Raw genomic sequence first — 18904 nt, forward strand, 5'->3', positions numbered from 1 at the left:
TATATCGTGGTCGGCGAACCCGGGGATCGCGAGCGTGCGGCTCTTCGGGCGACGCATGTCGAAGAGCTGACGAAGGAGGAGAAGATGAAAGGGAGAGCTTCGAGCGCGCGCTGCAAGCTGGGCGGGGTCGTCGCGGCCGTGGCCGTGATGGGCGTCCTGACCGCCTGCGCGGCCCAGCCGGCGGCATCGACCGACGCGCAGGGGGCGGCGCCGTCCGCCGAGCCGATCGTGGACGCCGCCCATTGGGAGAGCCAGTACCCCGACCAGTACCAAAGCTACCAGGAGGCGGGCCACGCGGCGTACGCCCACGACGGGGCCACCGGGAAGGTGAACGCGCACGTCGACGTCATGAACCCGCCGCCCGACTATCCCGCGCCGTTCATGACGGGATGCCTTTCCTGCCATTCGAGCGCCTACCAGAGCGTGCTGATGGAGGGCCTGGGCGACGACCTGTTCGCCGCCGACGTGGAAACCGTGAAGGACATGATCGACGTGGGCATCACGTGCTACTCGTGCCACGAGAACGACCCCGGCAGCCTCACGCCGGTGAACCGATGGGTGCTCGACGCCGCGGAGCAGGGCGGCATCGAGACGAGCGACGGCAACATGGTGTGCGGGCAGTGCCACTCGATGGGCGACTTCTCGAAGCAGTTCTCGGATCCGGACAGCTCGACCTGGTCGCTGCTCCAGGTGGGCCTCGACCCCGACGACGTGTGGGACTACCTCGTCGCCGAGGGCAACGAGACGCCCATCGTCCCCACCGCGGAGGTGGTGTTCAACAACTTCCTGGGAAGCACGCACGACAAGGCGGGCGCGACGTGCGCCGATTGCCACGCGCAGACCGCGGTCGACGAGGCGGGCGCGTCCTACACCAAGCACCAGTGGCAAAGCGTCGGCACCGACGAGGCGCTGTACGAGAACTGCCTGAGCTGCCACAGCGGCTCCGCCGACGATCGCAAGAAGGCCGTGGAAGCGCGCCAGGCGGACTTCTCGGCCGGCATGGCCGACGTCCAGGAATCGATCGACGCCCTGGCCCGGGCGCTCGAGGAGACGACCCAGGCGGGTTCCGCCGACGCCGATGCGCTCGCCCGCGCCACCACGCTGCTCAACAAGGCTGTGTTCTACCTGGCCTACGGCAGCGATCAGAGCTTGGGATTCCATAACATGGGAGACGGCTCGGCCACGGTGGACTGCCATGAAACGGCCCGCGAGGCCGCCGAAGAGGGGCTTGCGCTGCTCGCGTAGCCGCGAACCGGGCGGCGGGTGCGGCTCCTTGCGGGGCCGCACCCGCGCGCTCAGCGGAACCAGGCGTCGCGGAGGCGCTCGATGCCCGGCCGGATGTCCTCCTCCTCGATCTTGGAGTGCCCGAGGATGAACGCGCCCGGCTCGCTGCGCGCCGCATCGCAGTAGAAGCAGTCGACGGGGTAGACGACGACGCCCGCCGCAGCCGCCGCGTCGATGAGCTCGCGGCTGCTGGTGCAACCTTCGAGCTTCGCCCACACGTGCAGCCCGGCGTTCGTCCCCGACAGCTGGAGCGCGCCCTTGAACGCCGCATCGCACGCATCGAGCAGGGCGGCGCGCTTGCGCTTGTTCAGCGTCAGGTAGCGCCGAAGGTGGCGCTCCCAGTGCCCTTGCGCGAGGAAGTGGTACAGCACGCGCTGGTTGAGCCACGATGCGGGGCAGGGGAACACCGCCATGCGCTCGCGGTAGCGCTCCATCAGCTCGGGAGGCAGCACCCAGTAGCTCACGCGCAGGTTCGGCGAGAGCGTCTTCGAGAAGCTGCTCGTGTAGATCACGCGCCCGTCGCCGTCGAGCGCGTGCAGGGAGGGCACGGCCTTCGTCTTGTAGCGGAACTCGCTGTCGTAGTCGTCCTCGACGATGTAGGCGTCGTTCGCCGCCGCCCATTCGAGCAGCTTGATCCTGCTGGCCAGCGGCATCGTGAATCCGGTGGGGAACTGGTGCGACGGCGTGACGTACACGAGCTTCGCCGAGGACCGCTCGAGATCGTCGAAGAAGCGCTGCGGGGACGCCACCGATAGGGGCGCCGTCTCGAAGCGGTTGCCGACGATCGCCGCCCGCGCGACGCTCAGGCAGGGGTCTTCGAAGGCGATGCGGTCGTCACGCGGCGAGAACAGCTTCAGCAGCCGGTCGAAGCCGTCGGCGATGCCCGATTGCACCACCACCTGCTCGGGGCGGCATGCCACGCTGCGCGAGTCGAACAGGTAGCGAGCCAGCTCGCAACGCAGGTCGTAATCCCCGAAGGGGTTGCAGTAGGTGTTGACGAGCTGCGCTTCGGGGGAGTACAGGACCGCGTTCGCGAGCTTGCGCCACACGTCGACGGGGAAGCTCGCCGGCGCAGGGTTGGCGTAGCAGAAATCGTAGGGGGTGCCGGGGTCGACATAGGGCTGCCCGACGTCCTCGGCCGGCTGCCCCTCGCGCGGGACGAAGGCTTTCCCGGCGGGAGGGACGGCGTCCTTGTCGAAGTCCTCGACGTAGTACCCCGATTTCTCCTTCGAACGCACGTACCCTTCCGCCAACAGCTGCTGGTAGGCCCGCTCCACGGTGTTGCGCGACACGCACAGCGTCTCGGCCGTCTCGCGGACGGACGGCAGCTTGCGCTTCGCCGGGTACACGTCGTTCAGGATGCGCTCCCTGAGGAAGTCGTACGTCTGGTCGCTCAGCGTTTTCTTCGAAGGCCCGTTGGTAAGCGCCATGGTGCTCCTAGAGAACGCGGCCCCCGAAGGGACCGCGTATCGTCGCTCGTCGTCAGATGACGGCCGTTCCGGGGCCGCCCTCGTCGTAGCGGTGGCAGGCCACGCAGTGGTCGGGTTTGACCTCCACGAGGTCGGGGATGATCTCGTCGCACCCGTCCACCTTCGCGAAGCAGCGGCTGGCGAAGCGGCAGCCGGGCGGCGGGTCGATGGGCGAGGGCACGTCGCCCTCGAGGATGATGCGGTCCTTCTTCGTGGCGGGGTCGACCGACGGGATGGCCGACAGCAGCGCTTGGGTGTACGGCGACAGCGGGTCGGCGTACAGCGCCTTCTTGGGGGCGATCTCCATCATCTTGCCCAGGTACATGACGCCCACGCGGTCGGACACGTGCTTCACCACGTTCAGGCCGTGCGCGATGAACAGGTACGTCAGGCCGAACTGCTCCTTGAGCTCGTCCAGCAGGTTCAGCACCTGCGCCTGGATGGACACGTCGAGCGCGCTCACCGGCTCGTCGCACACGATGAGCTTCGGGTTCACGGCCAGGGCGCGCGCGATGCCCACGCGCTGGCGCTGGCCGCCCGAGAACTCGTGGGGGTAGCGGTTGCGCATGTAGTTCGCCAGGCCCACGCGCTCGAGCAGCTCGTTCACGCGATCCTCGACCTGGTCCTTCGGCAGGATGTTGTTCGTGATGATGGGCTCGGCGATGATGTCGCCGATGCGCATGCGCGGGTTGAGCGACGCGTAGGGATCCTGGAAGATCAGCTGGATGTCTTTGCAGTACTGCTTGCGCTCGGCCGGCTTCATCGCCGTCAGCTCTTTGCCGTCGAAGACGATTTTGCCCGACGTGGGCTTCAGCAGGTTCACCAGCATCTTGCCTACGGTGGTTTTGCCGCAGCCCGATTCGCCCACCAGGCCGAACGCCTCTCCCTTGCGGATTTGGAAGCTCACGTCGTCCACGGCCTGCACGTAGGAGGTCGCCTTGCCGAAGAAGTTCGTGTCTGCAGCGAAACGCTTCGTGAGGTGCTGGACGTCGAGCAGGATGTCCAGCTCGACCGCGCCCGCTTGCGCGGACGCGGTCGCGTTGCTCGCGGTGTTCTCGCTCATCGGCTCGCCTCCTCTTCCTTCTCGATCTCCTCGATCTCCGCCTCGCGCAGATCTTCGGCAGCCAACAGCGCCTCGGCGGTCTCCACCTCGCGCGCCGCTTCGACGTCGGCCAGCGCCTCGGCCTCGGCTCGGGCGATGGCTTCCTCGCTCTTCACTTCGCCGTCGGCGCTCTCGTACAGGAAGCAGCGCACCTTATGGCCGTCGACGTCCACAAGCTCGGGAACCTTCGTGCGGCAGATGTCCATGCAGGAGTCGCAGCGGTCTGAGAAATGGCAGCCCGGCGGCATCTCCAACGGGTTCGGCACCATGCCCTTGATCATGTACAGGCGCTTCGAATCGTCGTCCTCCAGGCGGGGGATGGACTTCAGCAGGCCCAGCGTGTAGGGGTGCATCGGGTGGTCGAACAGCGTGCGGACCTCGGCTTCCTCCACCACCTGGCCGCAGTACATGACCACCACGCGGTCGGCCGTCTCCGACACCACGCCCAGGTCGTGCGTGATCAGCAGCACGGCCATGCCCGTGTCGTCGCGCAGGCGGCGCAGAAGATCGAGGATTTGCGCCTGGATGGTCACGTCGAGGGCCGTCGTCGGCTCGTCGGCGATGAGCAGCTTCGGGTTGCAGGCCAGCGCCATGGCGATCATCACGCGCTGGCGCATGCCGCCCGACATCTGGTGCGGGTAGTCGTTGATGCGTGCCTCGGGGCTGGGGATGCCCACCTTGCGCAACAGGTCGACGGCACGGTCCTTCGCCTCGGCCTTCGACACCTTCTCGTGGGTGCGGATGGCCTCCACGATCTGGTTGCCCACGCGGTACACCGGGTTGAGCGAGGTCATGGGCTCCTGGAAGATCATCGCCATGTCGTTGCCGCGCAGTTCGCGGTACTGCTTCTCGGACAGGGTTGCGAGGTCCTTGCCTTCGAACTCCAGGGAGCCGCCGGCCACGTGTCCCGGCTCGGCCAAAAGACCCATGATGGAGAGGCTGGTCACGGACTTGCCGGAACCCGACTCGCCCACGATCGCCAGGATCTCGCCTTGGTCCACGTCGAAGCTCACGTCTTCGACGGCGCGGACGATGCCCTTCTTGACGGGGAACTCCGTTGAGAGGTTCTTCACCGAAAGAAGCACGGGATCACCTCTTCCTTGCTTTGGGGTCGAGACCGTCGCGCACGCCGTCGCCCAGGAGGTTGAACGCGAGCACGGTCAGCGTGATGGCCAGGCCGGGGAATATCATGAGCCAAGGCGCGCGGAACAGCTCGTTGCGCCCGCGGCCCAGCATGTCGCCCCATTCGGCGGCAGGCGGCTGCACGCCCAAGCCGAGGAAGCCGAGGGCGGCTGCGTCGAGGATGGCCGTGGAGATGCCCAGCGTGGCGCGGACGATGATGGACGGCAGCACGTTGGGAAGCACGTGCTTGAACACGATCTTGAAGTTGGAATCGCCGATGACGCGCGCGGCGGCCACGTAGTCGTTCTCCTTGATGGAGAGGATCTCCGAGCGCACGATGCGGGCGTACTCGGGAATGGCGACCAGGCCGATGGCCACGACCGCCTTCTCGATGCCGGGCCCGAGCGCCGCCATGATGGCGATGGCCAGAAGGATGGAGGGGATGGCCAGCATCATGTCCATGATGCGCATGATGACGGTGTCCCACTTGCCGCCCTTGTAGCCGGCGATGGAGCCAAGGATGACGCCCACGGTGAGCGAGATGGCCACGGCGGCCAGGCCCACGGTCAGCGTGATCTGCGTGCCCACGAGCACGCGGCAGAAGATGTCGCGGCCTTGGATGTCGGTGCCGAACCAGTGCTGCGCCGAGGGCCCCAGCAGCGATTCGCCGAGGTTCTGCGCGTACGGGTCGTAGGGCAGGATGCCGGGAGCCAGCTTCGTGACGATGGCGATGGCGGCCAGGATCAGGATGAAGATGCCGCTGACGAGCGACGCCTTGTTGGACACGATGCCCGCGAACACGTCTTTCCAGATGCTCTCGTGCTTCTCCTTGACCGGTTGGCCGTTCAGCAGCGCGGCATCGCCGGCCGGCTCCGTGGCGAGCAGCTTGTTCTTCGCCATGCGGATCACCCCTCTTCCTTCGCGCCGTACTTGATGCGGGGATCGAGGTAGGCGTACACGATGTCGACGACGAGGTTCATGATGACGAAGATGACCGCCACCAGAAGCACGATGCCCTGGACGACGGGGAAGTCGCTCTTCAGCACGCAGTCGACGGCGAACTTGCCGATGCCGGGCCATGCGAACACCGTCTCGGTGAGCAGCGCGCCGCCCAAGAGGCTTCCGAACTGCAGGCCGATGACCGTGGACACGGGCAGCATGGCGTTGCGCAGCGCGTGCTTGATGTTGACGGAGCCCTTCGACAGGCCTTTGGCGCGCGCGGTGCGGATGTAGTCGGCGTTCAGCGTCTCCAGCATGCTGGAGCGCGTCATGCGCGTGATGATGGCCATGGAGTACAGCGACAGCGCCAACGTGGGCAGGATGAGGTGCACCAGCACGTCGGCGAGGCCGGCCCAGTTGCCCTGCATGATGGTGTCGAGAATGAAGAATCCGGTTCCTCCCGACGGTTGCAGGAGGGGGGACACGCGGCCGCTCGACGGCAGCCAGTGCAGGATGCCCGAGAACAGCAGGATAAGCAGGATGCCCGACCAGAAGATGGGCATCGATACGCCGACGAGCGCGATGAGCATGCTCACGTTGTCGGCCGCCTTGTTCTTCTTCACTGCCGCCAGCACGCCCAAGGCCACGCCGACGATCGACGCCACGATGATGGCGCAGATGGCCAGCTCGGCGGTGGCGGGGAAACGCGCCGCGATCTCAGCCGTGACCGGCTGGTGGGTGTAGTACGACGTGCCCAGATTGCCTTGGAGCGCGCCGACGATGAAGTTGATGTACTGCAGCCAGATGGGATCGTCCAGCCCGTTGTCGGCGCGCCATGCCGCCATCGCCTCGGTCGTTGCGTGCTCGCCCAGAACCACCGGAGCCGGGTCCGGGGCCAACACGCGTGTGATGAGAAAGATGATGACTGTCACACCCAGCAAAACGGGAATCACCATGAGGATTCGTTTGAGGATGTATTTGAGCAACTGCTGCTCCTTTCTTTACCGGGATCCGTCCGGGCGGCGTGTCGGCGCCGAGCGAACAGGAATGAAGCCGGAGGCAGTGCCTTCGGCTTCGAGCGCGCGTCCGGTTTCGCCCGAACGTGCAGTCGTGGATCGAAAAAGATCGCATGACAGTGTAGCGCACTTGCTCTCGTTTGACGGCAAGAACGCCATGCCGAGCGGTAATAGAACCCAAAAAAGGGGCCGCTCGACGCCGAGCGGCCCCGTCCGCGCGAAGCGAGAGGCTTACGCTTCCTTGGACACGCCCTTGAAGAAGGCGACGCCCGTCGGATGGTAGTAGAAGTCCTTGACCTTCGGGTTGATGCCCAGCAGGTTCTTGGAGTGGGAGATCAGCACCCACGGCTGCTTCTCGGCAACCATTTCCTCGCACTTGAGGTAGATGGCGTCGCGTTCATCGCCGTCGGGCGTGTCGACGCCCTGAGCGATGAGGGCCTTGTACTCGTCGTCCTGGAAGTGCGCCACGTTCATGGACCAGTTCGTGTCGGCCAAGAGGTTCATGAAGTTGTCCGGATCGCCGTTGTCGCCCGTCCAGCCATAGAAGCAGATATCGTAGGGATCGGTCTGCACCTTGGTCTTGTAGGTGGTCCAGTCGTACTCGGTGATGCTCACGTCGACGCCTACCTCGGACAGGTAACCTTGGATCATGTTGGCCAGCTGGCTGCCGCCCTTCTGGTTGTAGGGGCGCGCGGTGGTGTACGTGATGCACTGCAGCGAGGTGATGCCCTTGTCGGCCAGGGTCTTCTTGGCGGTCTCGGGGTCGTACGCCGTCTGCTTGACATCCTTGGCGTACGGAGCCATCCAGGTGGGCATGACCGAGTTGGCAACGGTGGCGTAATCGCCGTAGATGGCCTGCACCATCTCTTCGACGTTGATGGCCTGGGCGACGGCCTTGCGCACTTCCTGATCGGTGCACTGGCCGGTCTCGGTGTTGAACGCCATGTAGTTGATGGTCATGCCGTCCTCGGAGAACAGCTCGAAGCCGTTGCTGGTCACCTGGTCGGCCGACGAGGGGTCGACGCTCGAGATGATGTCGCACTCGCCGTTCATGAGCGAGGTCAGGCGCGTGTTGCCCTCGGCGATGATCTTGAACACGAGGTTCTTGACCTTCGGGGCTTCTCCCCAGTACTCGTCGTTAGCCACGAGGGTGACCGAAGCGCCCTTCGTCCAGTCGACGAACTTGTAGGGACCCGTGCCCTTGGGCTCGGCGATGGGCTGGCCGGGGGTAGCGGCATCGATTGCCGCAGGGGACACGATGGGGGAGGCCAGCGCCATGGCCAGGTTCTTCAGGAACGGGGTGGACGCGGCGCGCAGGGTGATCTTCACGGTGGTGGGATCGACGGCCTCGACGGTTTCGACGCCGTTGCCCGCCTCCTTCTCGCCGAACACGAACGACGCGTAGGGCATGTCGGAGTTGCGGTTGGGCTCGAGCTGGCGCTCGATGGACTTCTTCACGGCTTCCGCGTTGAACTCGGCGCCGTCGTGGAACTTGACGCCTTCGCGCAGCTTGATGGTGTACACCTTGCCGTCGTCCGAGATCTCGGGCAGATCGACTGCCAGGCACGGGGCGACCTTCGCATCCTTGGCGCCGTACTGGTACAGGCCCTCGTGGATGTTGCAGCTGACCACTGCGGACTCGCCGTCGTCGAAGTACGCCGGGTCGAGCGCGCGCGGATCGGCCGTAAGGCTGTACGTGATGGCGTCGGCCGCGCCGCCGCCCGTCGTGTCGCCGCCGCTCGCAGCCGGCGCGCTCGTGTCGCCGCCGCCGCTGCAGCCCGCCATGCTGACCAGGCCGAAGCCCGCAGCCGACACGCCGAGCAGCTCGACGAACTGACGCCTGCTGAATGTGCTCTTGCTTTCTTCCATAGGTCGGTCTCCTTCCCTCGCACCCCGCCTTGTGCGGGGCCCTCCAGCGAGTCGTGCGACTTTGCTGACGCTTTTGCGCATCGTTGCGATGCTAAGCGTATCAGCATACTTTATTGCAATAAAGCGAATTGTGTCGAAAATTTAACATTCGACCGCCGTTTTCCTTCCGCGAGCGCGCCCGAATGGCCCCTGAAAGGTAGGTTCCGCCGAGGGAGGCCCGGCCCTGCGCAGCCGTTTTCGCTGCGTCGACGGCCGTTTTCGCCGCAGAGGGACGGCGAGAACGCCGAAAAAAGGGCTTTGCATCCGACGGGGGGAAGAGCTATACTGGCGGGCGTACCCGGAAACCCGAGCGTGAAAGGCTCACTTTGCGAACTGCCGCCAACATCGTTCTCGCCGACAACGTCCTCGCGACGCCGTCCGTCTGCGCATGGTGGTGGAACAGAACGCATTAATCCCGGGTCCCCTGGCTTCTGTCCACGCATACATACTCATCAGAAGAGCCCTCGGAGATCCGGGGGCTCTTTTCGTGCGTGCCGTGCGTGCGCGAGGCCGATCACGATGATCTGCGGCGGGAAGCCGCGGAACCGACTGCAAGGAAAGGAAACGACCATGACCGAACAAGCACCGCATCGTCTGTACCTGCGCGAAGACCAGATCCCGACGCAGTGGTACAACCTGCGGGCCGACATGCCGGAGAAGCCGGAGCCCATCCGGCTGCCGAACGGCCAGGTCGCGCGGCCCGAGGATCTGGCACCCGTGTTCTGCGACGAGCTGGTGCGCCAGGAACTCGACGACGACACGGCCTACGTCGACATCCCCGAGCCCGTGCTGGAGATGTACCGCATCTACCGCCCCTCGCCCTTGTGCCGCGCGTACAACCTGGAGAAGGCCCTCGGCACGCCCGCGAAGATATACTACAAGTTCGAGGGCAACAACACGTCGGGCTCGCACAAGCTGAACTCGGCCATCGCCCAGGCGTACTACGCCAAGGCCCAGGACCTCGACGGCATCACCACCGAGACGGGCGCGGGCCAGTGGGGCACGGCGCTGGCCGAGGCGTCGGCCCACTTCGGGCTCGACCTCGACGTGTTCATGGTGAAGTGCTCCTACGAGCAGAAGCCGTTCCGCCGCAACATCATGGAGACGTTCGACGCGCGCGTGACGCCCTCGCCGTCCGACACCACCGAGATCGGCCGCAAGATGCTGGCCGAGCACCCCGACTCCACGGGCTCGCTGGGCACGGCCATCTCCGAGGCGGTGGAGCGCGCGCTCAACATCCCCGGCAACAAGGGCCGCTACACGCTGGGCTCGGTGCTCAACCAGGTGGTGCTGCACCAGTCGGTCATCGGCATGGAGAGCTACGCCGCCTTCGAGGAGCTGGGGGAGTACCCCGACGTCGTCATCGGCTGCGCGGGCGGCGGCTCGAACCTCGGCGGCCTCATCGCGCCGTTCATGCGCGACAAGATCAAGGGCGTCCGTCCCGACACGCGCTTCGTCGCCGTCGAGCCGGCCAGCTGCCCGAGCCTCACGCGCGGGCGCTACGCCTACGACTTCGCCGACACGGGCCGCACCTGCCCGCTCGCGAAGATGTACACGCTGGGCAACGGCTTCTTGCCCAGCCCCGACCACGCCGGCGGCCTGCGCTACCACGGCATGAGCCCCATCGTGTCGAAGCTCAAGCACGACGGCTACCTGGACGCCGTGGCCGTGAAGCAGACCGACGTGTTCGCGGCGGCCGTGGAGTTCGCGCGGCTCGAGACCATCCTGCCGGCCCCCGAGAGCGCCCACGCCATCTTCCAGGCCGTGGAGGAGGCCAAGCGCTGCGCCGAGACGGGCGAGGAGAAGACGATCCTCTTCGGCCTCACGGGCACGGGTTACTTCGACATGAAGGCCTACGACGCGTACAACCGCGGCGAGATGAGCGACCATGTCCCCACCGACGAGGAGCTGGAGGCGGGCTTCGCCAGCATCCCGCACATCGAGGGCGTGCAGTAGGCCGCTCGCGCATTCCCGCTTCGCGCCGCCCCGCCGCAGGTTCCCGCGGCGGGGCGGCGCGTGCGTCGGGGGCGTCGGGGGCGCATGCGCCCAGCTCGATGGATATTATTTGGACGGGGGCATCCGCCTGGATTATCATCTATAATCGCATTGACGTGAAAGGATGAACCGTGGCTGCAGGCGACCCCAAGTTTTCCCACATAACCGTGACGCCCGACGACGAGGACGATGTCGTCATCCAGGCGGGCGCGCGCCCGGCGCGAACCGCCGCCCCGACCGCGGCCCCGACGCCGGTCCCGGCTCCGGCTCCGACGGCACTTGGCGCCGACGACGCCGTCGTCGAGCCCGACGACGCTGCGACCGAGGAGCCCGAGGCGGTCGAGGAGCGGGAGGAGCCGTCCGCCGAAGACGAGGGCTTCCAGGGGACGACCCTGGACGACCTCGAGGCCGCTCCCATGCCCATCGCCCAGAAGATCGTGCTCGCGCTCGGCGCGGTGGCCGTGATCGCCGTCGTCGCATGGTATCTGTTCTTGCGCTAGCCAGCACCTCCGTTCCACCTGTCAGGAAGGCTCTACGATGCCCAAACATGCTCCCAACGTACCCAAAGGCACCCCCTCCGACCGCTCCGACGAGCGCATCGGCCTCACCGAGGCGTTCTCCCCGGTGGGCGACGGGACGGAACCGCCCGCCGACGGTTCCGACGGCCGCATCGGCCTGACCGAGGCGTTCTCCCCGGTGGGCGACGGCGCGCACGCGGGCGGCTTCAGCTACCGCGGCGACAACGAGGACGAGTACCCCGACGCCATCGAGGCCCTCGAGCCGGTGGACGCGCCGCCCCTGCTGTTCGGCGACGAGGCCGTCCCGGTCGAGCCCGAAGAGCCCCAGGGCCGCCACGGCAAGAAGAAGAAGGAAAAGAAGCAGAAGCAGCAGATCCCCGCTTACCAGCGCAAATCCCGCCGCATGCGGCGCGTGCTCATCGCCATCGTCGTGCTGCTCGTCCTGCTGATCGGCGCGCTGGGCTACTTCGCGTGGCAGTGGTTCGAGGAGAGCCAGCTGATCGCCTCGCAGCAGACCCAGGAGCAGCAGAGCTCCCAGGAGGTCGGGTCCATGCAGACCGACGAGACGAAGGACGCCACCACCGCCACCGCCAAGAAGACCGACGTGCCCGACCTGGCCGCCGTGCTCGGCATGACGAAGGACGAGGCCATCACGGCGCTCAAGCACGGCGCCACCGAGACCACCTCGAAGGAAGTGAACGAGGAGGGCAACCCGGTCAAGACGAACGTGACGGTGGCTCTCACCGACGAGCCGGCCGACACGCGCTCCGGAACGCCGACGGTGTACCTCGGCCTGAACGAGGACGGCGCGGTCGTGCAGGCGGGGTATTCCGCCGCCACCGCTTCGCTCGGCTACGGCTCGCTCAGCTTCGTCGACGCGGTGAAGAACGAGCACCTCATCGAGAAGACGCTGCAGGAAGCCGGCGTCGACGTGCCCGAGGGTTCCGCGGAGCTGCCGGCCGACAAGACCGCGTACTCCGAGTACGCGAGCGACGGCACGACGCTCGTCAAGGAGTCGTACTCGTTCTCCGGGACGGTCGACCTGGACGGCGCGGCGCACGAATGGTCGGCGGTGCTGCTGTACAACTACTCCACCGCGAACACGTCCGGCAACCTCGCCGACACCATTCGCATCGTCTACGTCTACATCAACGCGTAAGGTTCGCCCCCTCCACGGAGGGGGCGCTTTTTTCTCATGGCGCGGCGGAGGGCTCGGGATCCGTGCGTCCTTCTCCGCGCCGGTTCGCACGCCGCGCCCTGCGCGGATCGGCGCGCGGCGCGCGTTCCCGCCCGCCAGCCCTCTTCGCGCCATGAAACCCGCACGTCTCCTGCCGCCGCCCCGAGGGAACGGCGCTTTTCGCCCATTGACCTTCTCGAACGTTGCGGGTAGAGTTGACCGCGAAGCGATAACCGACGAAAGAGGGGCACCTATGATCGATCGGGGCACGTGCAAGGCCATGCTGCGCGAGAGCGCGCGACTCATGCTGGAGCATGCCGAGCGCTTAAGCGACATCGACTCCCGGTTCGGCGACGGCGACCACGGCATCACCGTCACGAAGATCGCCAAGCTCGTGAACGAGCGCGTCGAGGCGTGGGACGACGCCTCCATCAAGGACTTCCTCGACGATCTGGGCATGGACGTCATGGCCGTGCGCGGCGGCTCCGCGGGCCCGCTGTACGGCACGCTCATCGGCGGCCTGGGCGCCCAGCTCGGCGACGACGAGAACGAGCTTTCCGCCGACGCCGTGCGCCGCATGTTCGCCGGCTGCCTGGCCGAGATGCAGGATATCACCACGGCGCAGGTGGGCGACAAGACCATGATGGACGCCCTGATCCCCGCCGTGGAGGCCGCGCAGGCATGCGCCGCCCCGGACGACGGCCCCGTCGACGTGCTCATGGCCGCGGCCGAGGCCGCGGAGGAGGGCGCCCGGGCATCCGAGGGCTTCGCTTCCAAGTTCGGCCGCGCGCGCAGCTACGGCGATCGGACCATCGGAACGCCCGATGCGGGAGCCGTGTCCACCTCGCTGTTCTTGCGCGGGCTGGCGAACGGCGCCTCGCTGCCGCGCTCGTAGGGAACCCGGCCTGCCGCATCGCGCGGCGGGCCTTTCTTTTCCGGCTGTCAAACGACTGAGGAGGAGCACCATGCAGATGAAGAAGTTCATCAACGACCCCGACAACCTCACCGCGGAGCTGCTCGAGGGCCTGGCCCTGGCCAACCCCGACATTCTCGAGCTGGGCGAGGACAACATGGTCATCAACAAGAAGCTGGCCGAGGCCGACCGCGTGACCATCGTGACGCAGGGCGGCAGCGGCCACGAGCCGGCCATCGAGGGCTTCGTGGGCGAGGGCATGGTGGACATCGACGTGGTGGGCGACATCTTCGCCGCGCCCGGCCCGCAGGCCTGCGTCGACGCCATCAAGCTGGCCGACAAGGGCAAGGGCGTGCTCTACATCGTGCTCAACCACGCCGGCGACATGCTGACGGGCAACATGACCATGAAGCAGTGCAAGAAGCAGGGTCTCAACGTGGTCAAGGTGGTCACGCAGGAGGACGTGTCGAACGCCCCGCGCGAGAACGCCGACGACCGCCGCGGCCTCGTGGGCTGCATCCCCACCTACAAGATCGCCGGCGCCGCGGCCGCCGAGGGCAGAAGCCTCGAGGAGGTGGCGGCCGTCGCGCAGCGCTTCGCCGACAACATGGCGACGCTGGCCGTGGCCGTGCGCGGCGCCACGCATCCGCAGACGGGCACGCTGCTGGCCGAGCTCGGCGACGACGAGATGGAAATCGGCATGGGGCAGCACGGCGAGGAGGGCGGCGGCCGCCAGCCCCTGAAGTCCGCCGACGAGACGGCCGCCATCATGGTGAACGCGCTCGTGAAGGACATCGGCATCGAGCCGGGCGAGCGGGTCATGCTCATCGTCAACGGTTCGGGCGCCACCACGCTCATGGAGCAGCTCATCGTGTACCGCGCCGCGGTCAAGGAGCTGGCGAAGCAGGACATCGAAGTGGTGGCGAACTTCGTGGGCGAGATGCTGACCGTGCAGGAGCAGGCCGGGTTCCAGATGTTCATGGCGCGCATGGACGACGAGCTGCTGCGCCTGTGGAACGCCCCCTGCACCACGCCGTACCTGAAGAAGTAGGGGAGGCCCATGCTCGTATCTTTGAGAACCGTCCTCGCTTGGGCGGAAGAGAACGACTGCGCGGCCGCCGCCTTCGACACGCCGAACCTCGAGCTTTTGCTCGCCGCCATCGGTGCGGCCGAGGAACGCGACGAGCCGGTCATCATCCAGCACGCGCAGCTGCACGAGGAGGAGACGTCCATCGACGTGATCGGCCCCATCATGGTGGCGCGCGCCGAGGCCTCGCGCGTTCCCGTGTGCGTGATGCTCGACCACGGCGAGGATATCGACTACGTGCGCCGCGCCCTCGACCTGGGGTTCTCGGCCATCATGATCGACGGCTCGCAGCTTCCCTACGAGGAGAACGTGGCGTTGACGCTGGGCGCGGTGGAGCTGGCCCACGAGTACGGCGCCGACGTGGAGGCCGAGATCGGCTTCACCACGGGCCACGAAGGGCTCGAGAACGCCGACGACGACCGGGAGAACGTGTACACCGACCCCGACGAGGCCGCGCGCTTCGTGGCCGACACGGGCATCGACGCCCTCGCGGCCAGCGTGGGCACGGTGCACGGCTTCTACCGGGCCCAGCCGAACCTCGACTTCAAGCTGATCGAGGAGCTGCGCATCCGCTGCGGCGTGCCGCTCGTCATGCACGGGGGCAGCGGCCTGTCGTGCGAGGACACGCGGGCGGCCATCCGTGCCGGCATCCGCAAGATCAACTACTTCAGCTACATGAGCAACGCGGGCGTGCGCGCCGTCGAGGCGCTCATCGCCGAAGAGCACCCGAAGTACTTCCACGCCCTGGCCAACGCGGCGACCGCCGCCATGCAGGCCGACGCGGAAGCCGCCATGGACATGTTCAGTATGGTTCCGTCGGCCTGACGGCCGTTGGAACCAGCCGACGCTGCGGCTGGCTGTGGCACCCGATCTTCGCGCGATCCCGGAGACTCGCGTACCAAAGTACGCTTCGCCTCCGCGATCCCACGAATCTCGGGCACCGCAGCCAGCCTCGCTGACGCTACGAACGACCTGCGACGAGAGGAGATCGGTATGACCGCAACCTATATGCACATCGGCATCCCCATCACGGAGAAGAAGCCGAACATGACTTACAACGAGGCCATGAAGTTCTGGGTGTCGAACGTCGACGACTACGACTACAAGGTGGAGTACCTCAAGTTCGAGGAGGGCACGCCCTTCCCCGAGGAGCTGCACCGCCGCTGGCATGTGGCCTACTCGGTGGACGATCTCGACCGCTACGCCGACGACGCCGACCGCATCATCTGCGGCCCCCTGGACGCCGGTCCCGGCGTGCGGCTGGCCTTCGTCGAGAAGGACGGCGCCGTCATCGAGCTCTACGAGGACAAGAACTAGCGTTTCGACCCCGCACGCATGCCGAAAGCCCCCGCATCCCCTCGAGGGCGCGGGGGCTTTCGAACGCCGAAGGCCCCGAACCCGCAGCCGCCGCGATGCGATGGGCGCGGGTGCGGGGCCCATCGCCTATGCGGAAGGGGTGTCCGCCCCGGCGCCTGCGGGTCCTGCGCCGTCGCCGAACACCAGCTTGGGCTCTTTGGGCACGTAGTCCACTGCCGGAGCCGAGATGCTGCGCGCCGCCAGATTGCCCGTTGCGCTCGCGTGGGCGATGGTCGACGGTTCCTTCGCGTCTCCGACGAGGTACGTCTCGTAGGTGTCCTTGAGCGCAAGGTACAGGCCGTCGTTCGGCTGCATGTCGATGCACGACACCACGGTGTCGGCGGCTATCTGCACGACCGTGCCGTAATCGGTGCCGATGGCAACCTGATCCTCGGTGATCTCGCTGATCGTCGCGTTGCTGTACACCTGCGTGCCCTGGGCTCGCAGCCAGTTCAGGTTGTGGTGCTTGATCCAGGCGGGGCAGTGCTTGTCCACGTCCTCTTCGGGCCCTTCGTGCACGACGGTCACCGAGATCCCCTGCTTGACGAGGTGGATGGCGAAGTCGATCGCTTGGATGCCGGCTCCCACGAGCACGACGCTCGCTCCGAATTCCATCGTCGCGTAGTTCTCGATCGAGGTCACATGGGGCAGGTCGCTGCCCGGCGCGGTTATCATGCTGCGTTGGGCGCCGGTGGCCACGATGACCGCATCGGGCGCTTTCGAGGCGACGAAGTCGGCATCGACCTCCTGGTTCGCGATCACCTCGATGCCTTGCACCTCGAGTTGGCGTTGCAGGTACGCGCGGTAATCCGCGATCTTCTCGTGGGTGCCTTTGACCGAGGCGGCGAACGACAGCATGCCCCCGGTGTCGGCCTTTTTCTCGCACAGCGTTACGCGGTGCCCGCGCCTTGCGGCGGTGTGGGCGGCTTCCATGCCCGCCGGTCCGCCGCCGATGACGAGCACGTTCTTGGATTCCTCGGCCGGAAGCGGCTCGTACCCCTCGGGCATGTCGGCCGTGTAGGCCCGGGCCATAGCGGGATTTGCACGACAGTGCATGGGCGTGCCGATCGCCAGGCTTCCCGCGAAGCACGTCATGCAGTGGTTGCAGGGTGCGATTTCGTCGCGGCGCCCGTCTTTGAGCTTGGCGGCGAACGAGGGATCCGCCAGCAGCGGGCGCGTCATGAGCACGAAGTCGATCTCGCCGTCGGCGATCGCGTCGTTGATGAGGTCGGGGGCGAGGCGCGCGTCCATGCAGCCGACGGTTCCGACGGGGATCGACACGTTTTTCTTGATGTTGGCCGCGCTTTTCAAAAAGGCGGCCACGCCGTCGTACTGGCCCTGCCATTGGCCGTCCATATGCCTGCTGAAATCGGCGACGGTACCCAAACCGGTATGGCCCGGCACGGGCACGTTGAACATGTCGGTCATGAACCCTGCGGCATGGTTGCCGAATATCGACGAGCGAATGTGTAGGCTGGATGCGCCGGCGGCCTCGAACAGCTTCGCGAACTCGACGGCTTCCTCCTTCTTCATGCAGAGGTCGCTGTCGCCTAGCTCCGCGACGTTTTCCTCGATGGCGGAGTACAGCACTTGGATGCCGAAGCCGGGGCCGCATTTCTCGCGGATGCCGGAGATCATCTCGGTGATGAATCGCGCGCGGTTCTCTATGCTCTGCCCGCCGTACTCGTCGTCGCGCTCGGTGTTCCAGAAACGCGAGACGAACGAATCGAAGGTGTGGCTGCACGAGGCGTTCAGCTCAACCGCGTCGAAACCCGCCTGTTGCAGATGGTAGGCGGCCGTGATGACGTGGTCGCGCATGTCCTTGACCTCGTCGGTGGTCATGGGCACGTTCGAGTTCTGGTTTTCGATGTCGAGCGGCGAGTAGTGGCTCTTCGAGGAGGAGAAGCGGGTGAAATCGCCCAGCAGCTGTCCTCCGACGGGCACCCCGTAGCCGTGGCACATCTCGACGAACGGCTTCCAATGCTCGATATCCTCTTCACGGCCTGCCGATAGCATGGATATCTCTTCTTCGGGCCAGATGCCGCACTGCTCGCACCAGATCATGCCGATGCCGCCCTTTGCGAAGTTCTCGTAGAACGCCTGCCCTTCGAACGGCATCACCTCTTCGAGCAGGGCGGTGTCGGATCCGGCGCTGCTTTTGCACAGGCGGTTCGGCATGGTGTAGTCGCCGATCGTGAGCGGTTGGAACAACGCCGAGAAGTCGGTCGTGCAGGAGGTGTAGCCTTCGTCTTGCGGATTGATCTCCGCGGCTGCGACGTCCCCCGCGTTTCCCGCCCTTTCGGCCGCGCTCGCGTGCTCGTTCGCTTGCGGCTGACACCCCGAGACGATCGCGGATCCTGCGACGGCCGCGCCTGCAAGCGCGGCTCCTTTGAAGAACGTGCGGCGGGAAAATCCCCCCGCTTCCTCGAGTCCTTCGATGCGAAGCCCCATGAAAACCTCCTCCTTGATTGCGGGGAGGGGCAGCTCGCTCGCTCTTCGCTGCATCTCCCCGTGCTGACCTCTTCACGCTACGGCTGCGGGGAGGGGGCGTCTATCGCCCGAAGGAACCAATTTAGCTCGATCGCGCCGCAAGGGCCGGGTGGGGGCGGTTCGACGCTGTGGTCTGAAAGTACCAAATCTGCTTGAGGTTCGCCGGGATTTGCTATAGTGGCAGATACGGGGCGGTATGGGAGGGGTGGGGCGATGATGGGAAAAGCGGGTCGGAGCGAGGGAGCCCGCGCTTCCTCGCCCGCGTCGACGAGCAAGGCGGAAGGTTCTCTCGAGTTCAGATGGTCCCTTCTCGGCTCCTCGTTCACCACGATGGCGTCGTTCGTGCAGCTTCGCGCTTTCGCAGGGTCGGGCCCGTCGTTGCCTTTCTTCGACCTTTCGGAGACCGCGCTCATCGTGGCGACGCTTGCGAGCTGCGGCGTGTGGCTCGTCGCCGTCGTTCGCTCGAAGGCGGGCGGTCGTTTTCTTCCGAGTCCCAGCGCGGCGAGATTGTCGGCGATCCTGTTGCTT

Annotated in this window: 15 protein-coding genes; 8 read left to right on the forward strand and 7 right to left on the reverse strand. The window is 66.3% G+C overall.

Annotated elements, in window-relative coordinates:
• Positions 1-84: 84 nt before the first annotated feature.
• Entirely contained in the window at positions 85-1245 is a 1161-nt protein-coding gene (locus GS424_RS06330) for an ammonia-forming cytochrome c nitrite reductase subunit c552 (RefSeq protein ID WP_160943228.1), read from the forward strand.
• A gap of 50 nt (positions 1246-1295) precedes the next feature.
• On the opposite strand, the gene pdxR is transcribed toward GS424_RS06330, so the two are convergent.
• The 6 genes from pdxR to GS424_RS06360 all read right to left on the reverse strand — a co-directional run bounded on the left by pdxR (position 1296) and on the right by GS424_RS06360 (position 8801).
• Positions 1296-2714, reverse strand: a complete 1419-nt coding sequence (gene pdxR, locus GS424_RS06335) for a MocR-like pyridoxine biosynthesis transcription factor PdxR (RefSeq protein WP_160943229.1) — start codon at positions 2712-2714, stop codon at positions 1296-1298.
• Positions 2715-2766: 52 nt separating this feature from the next.
• A complete protein-coding gene (locus GS424_RS06340) occupies positions 2767-3816 on the reverse strand; it encodes an ABC transporter ATP-binding protein (protein ID WP_160943230.1) in 1050 nt (349 codons plus the stop codon).
• Positions 3813-4940: an ABC transporter ATP-binding protein gene (locus GS424_RS06345; protein WP_009304659.1), complete on the reverse strand. Its 1128-nt coding sequence runs from the start codon at positions 4938-4940 to the stop codon at positions 3813-3815. Before GS424_RS06345 ends, GS424_RS06340 begins: the two co-directional genes overlap by 4 nt.
• Before the next feature lie 4 nt (positions 4941-4944).
• A complete protein-coding gene (gene nikC, locus GS424_RS06350; protein ID WP_015760477.1) occupies positions 4945-5877 on the reverse strand; it encodes a nickel transporter permease in 933 nt (310 codons plus the stop codon).
• A gap of 5 nt (positions 5878-5882) precedes the next feature.
• Positions 5883-6902, reverse strand: a complete 1020-nt coding sequence (locus GS424_RS06355) for an ABC transporter permease (protein WP_009304657.1) — start codon at positions 6900-6902, stop codon at positions 5883-5885.
• A 261-nt stretch (positions 6903-7163) separates the two neighbouring features.
• Positions 7164-8801 (reverse strand): ABC transporter substrate-binding protein, encoded by a 1638-nt coding sequence (locus tag GS424_RS06360; RefSeq protein WP_160943231.1) that lies wholly within the window; start codon positions 8799-8801, stop codon positions 7164-7166.
• 609 nt (positions 8802-9410) lie between these two features.
• Between GS424_RS06360 and GS424_RS06365 the strand changes: the two genes are divergently transcribed.
• From GS424_RS06365 to GS424_RS06395, 7 genes are all read left to right on the forward strand, one after another.
• On the forward strand, positions 9411-10796 hold the full coding sequence (locus GS424_RS06365) for a TrpB-like pyridoxal phosphate-dependent enzyme (protein WP_160943232.1): 1386 nt from the start codon (positions 9411-9413) through the stop codon (positions 10794-10796).
• Between the two features lie 170 nt (positions 10797-10966).
• Positions 10967-11335, forward strand: coding sequence for an SURF2 Surfeit locus protein 2 (locus GS424_RS06370; protein ID WP_160943233.1), 369 nt, complete (start codon positions 10967-10969; stop codon positions 11333-11335).
• A gap of 37 nt (positions 11336-11372) precedes the next feature.
• Positions 11373-12512, forward strand: coding sequence for a histone-lysine N-methyltransferase (locus GS424_RS06375; protein WP_160943234.1), 1140 nt, complete (start codon positions 11373-11375; stop codon positions 12510-12512).
• Positions 12513-12783: 271 nt separating this feature from the next.
• Positions 12784-13425, forward strand: a complete 642-nt coding sequence (locus tag GS424_RS06380; protein WP_160943235.1) for a DAK2 domain-containing protein — start codon at positions 12784-12786, stop codon at positions 13423-13425.
• Positions 13426-13495: 70 nt separating this feature from the next.
• Positions 13496-14494: a dihydroxyacetone kinase subunit DhaK gene (locus GS424_RS06385; protein WP_160943236.1), complete on the forward strand. Its 999-nt coding sequence runs from the start codon at positions 13496-13498 to the stop codon at positions 14492-14494.
• 9 nt (positions 14495-14503) lie between these two features.
• Positions 14504-15355, forward strand: coding sequence for a class II fructose-bisphosphate aldolase (locus tag GS424_RS06390; RefSeq protein WP_160943237.1), 852 nt, complete (start codon positions 14504-14506; stop codon positions 15353-15355).
• Positions 15356-15523: 168 nt separating this feature from the next.
• Positions 15524-15847 carry a VOC family protein gene (locus GS424_RS06395; RefSeq protein ID WP_160943238.1) on the forward strand — a complete coding sequence of 108 codons (324 nt, stop codon included), beginning with the start codon at positions 15524-15526 and terminating at the stop codon, positions 15845-15847.
• A 126-nt stretch (positions 15848-15973) separates the two neighbouring features.
• Here the strand turns inward: GS424_RS06395 and GS424_RS06400 are convergent, their stop codons facing one another.
• Positions 15974-18337, reverse strand: coding sequence for an oxidoreductase (locus GS424_RS06400; protein WP_160943239.1), 2364 nt, complete (start codon positions 18335-18337; stop codon positions 15974-15976).
• Positions 18338-18904 lie beyond the last annotated feature (567 nt).

The sequence above is a fragment of the Eggerthella guodeyinii genome (assembly GCF_009834925.2).
GTDB lineage: Bacteria > Actinomycetota > Coriobacteriia > Coriobacteriales > Eggerthellaceae > Eggerthella > Eggerthella guodeyinii.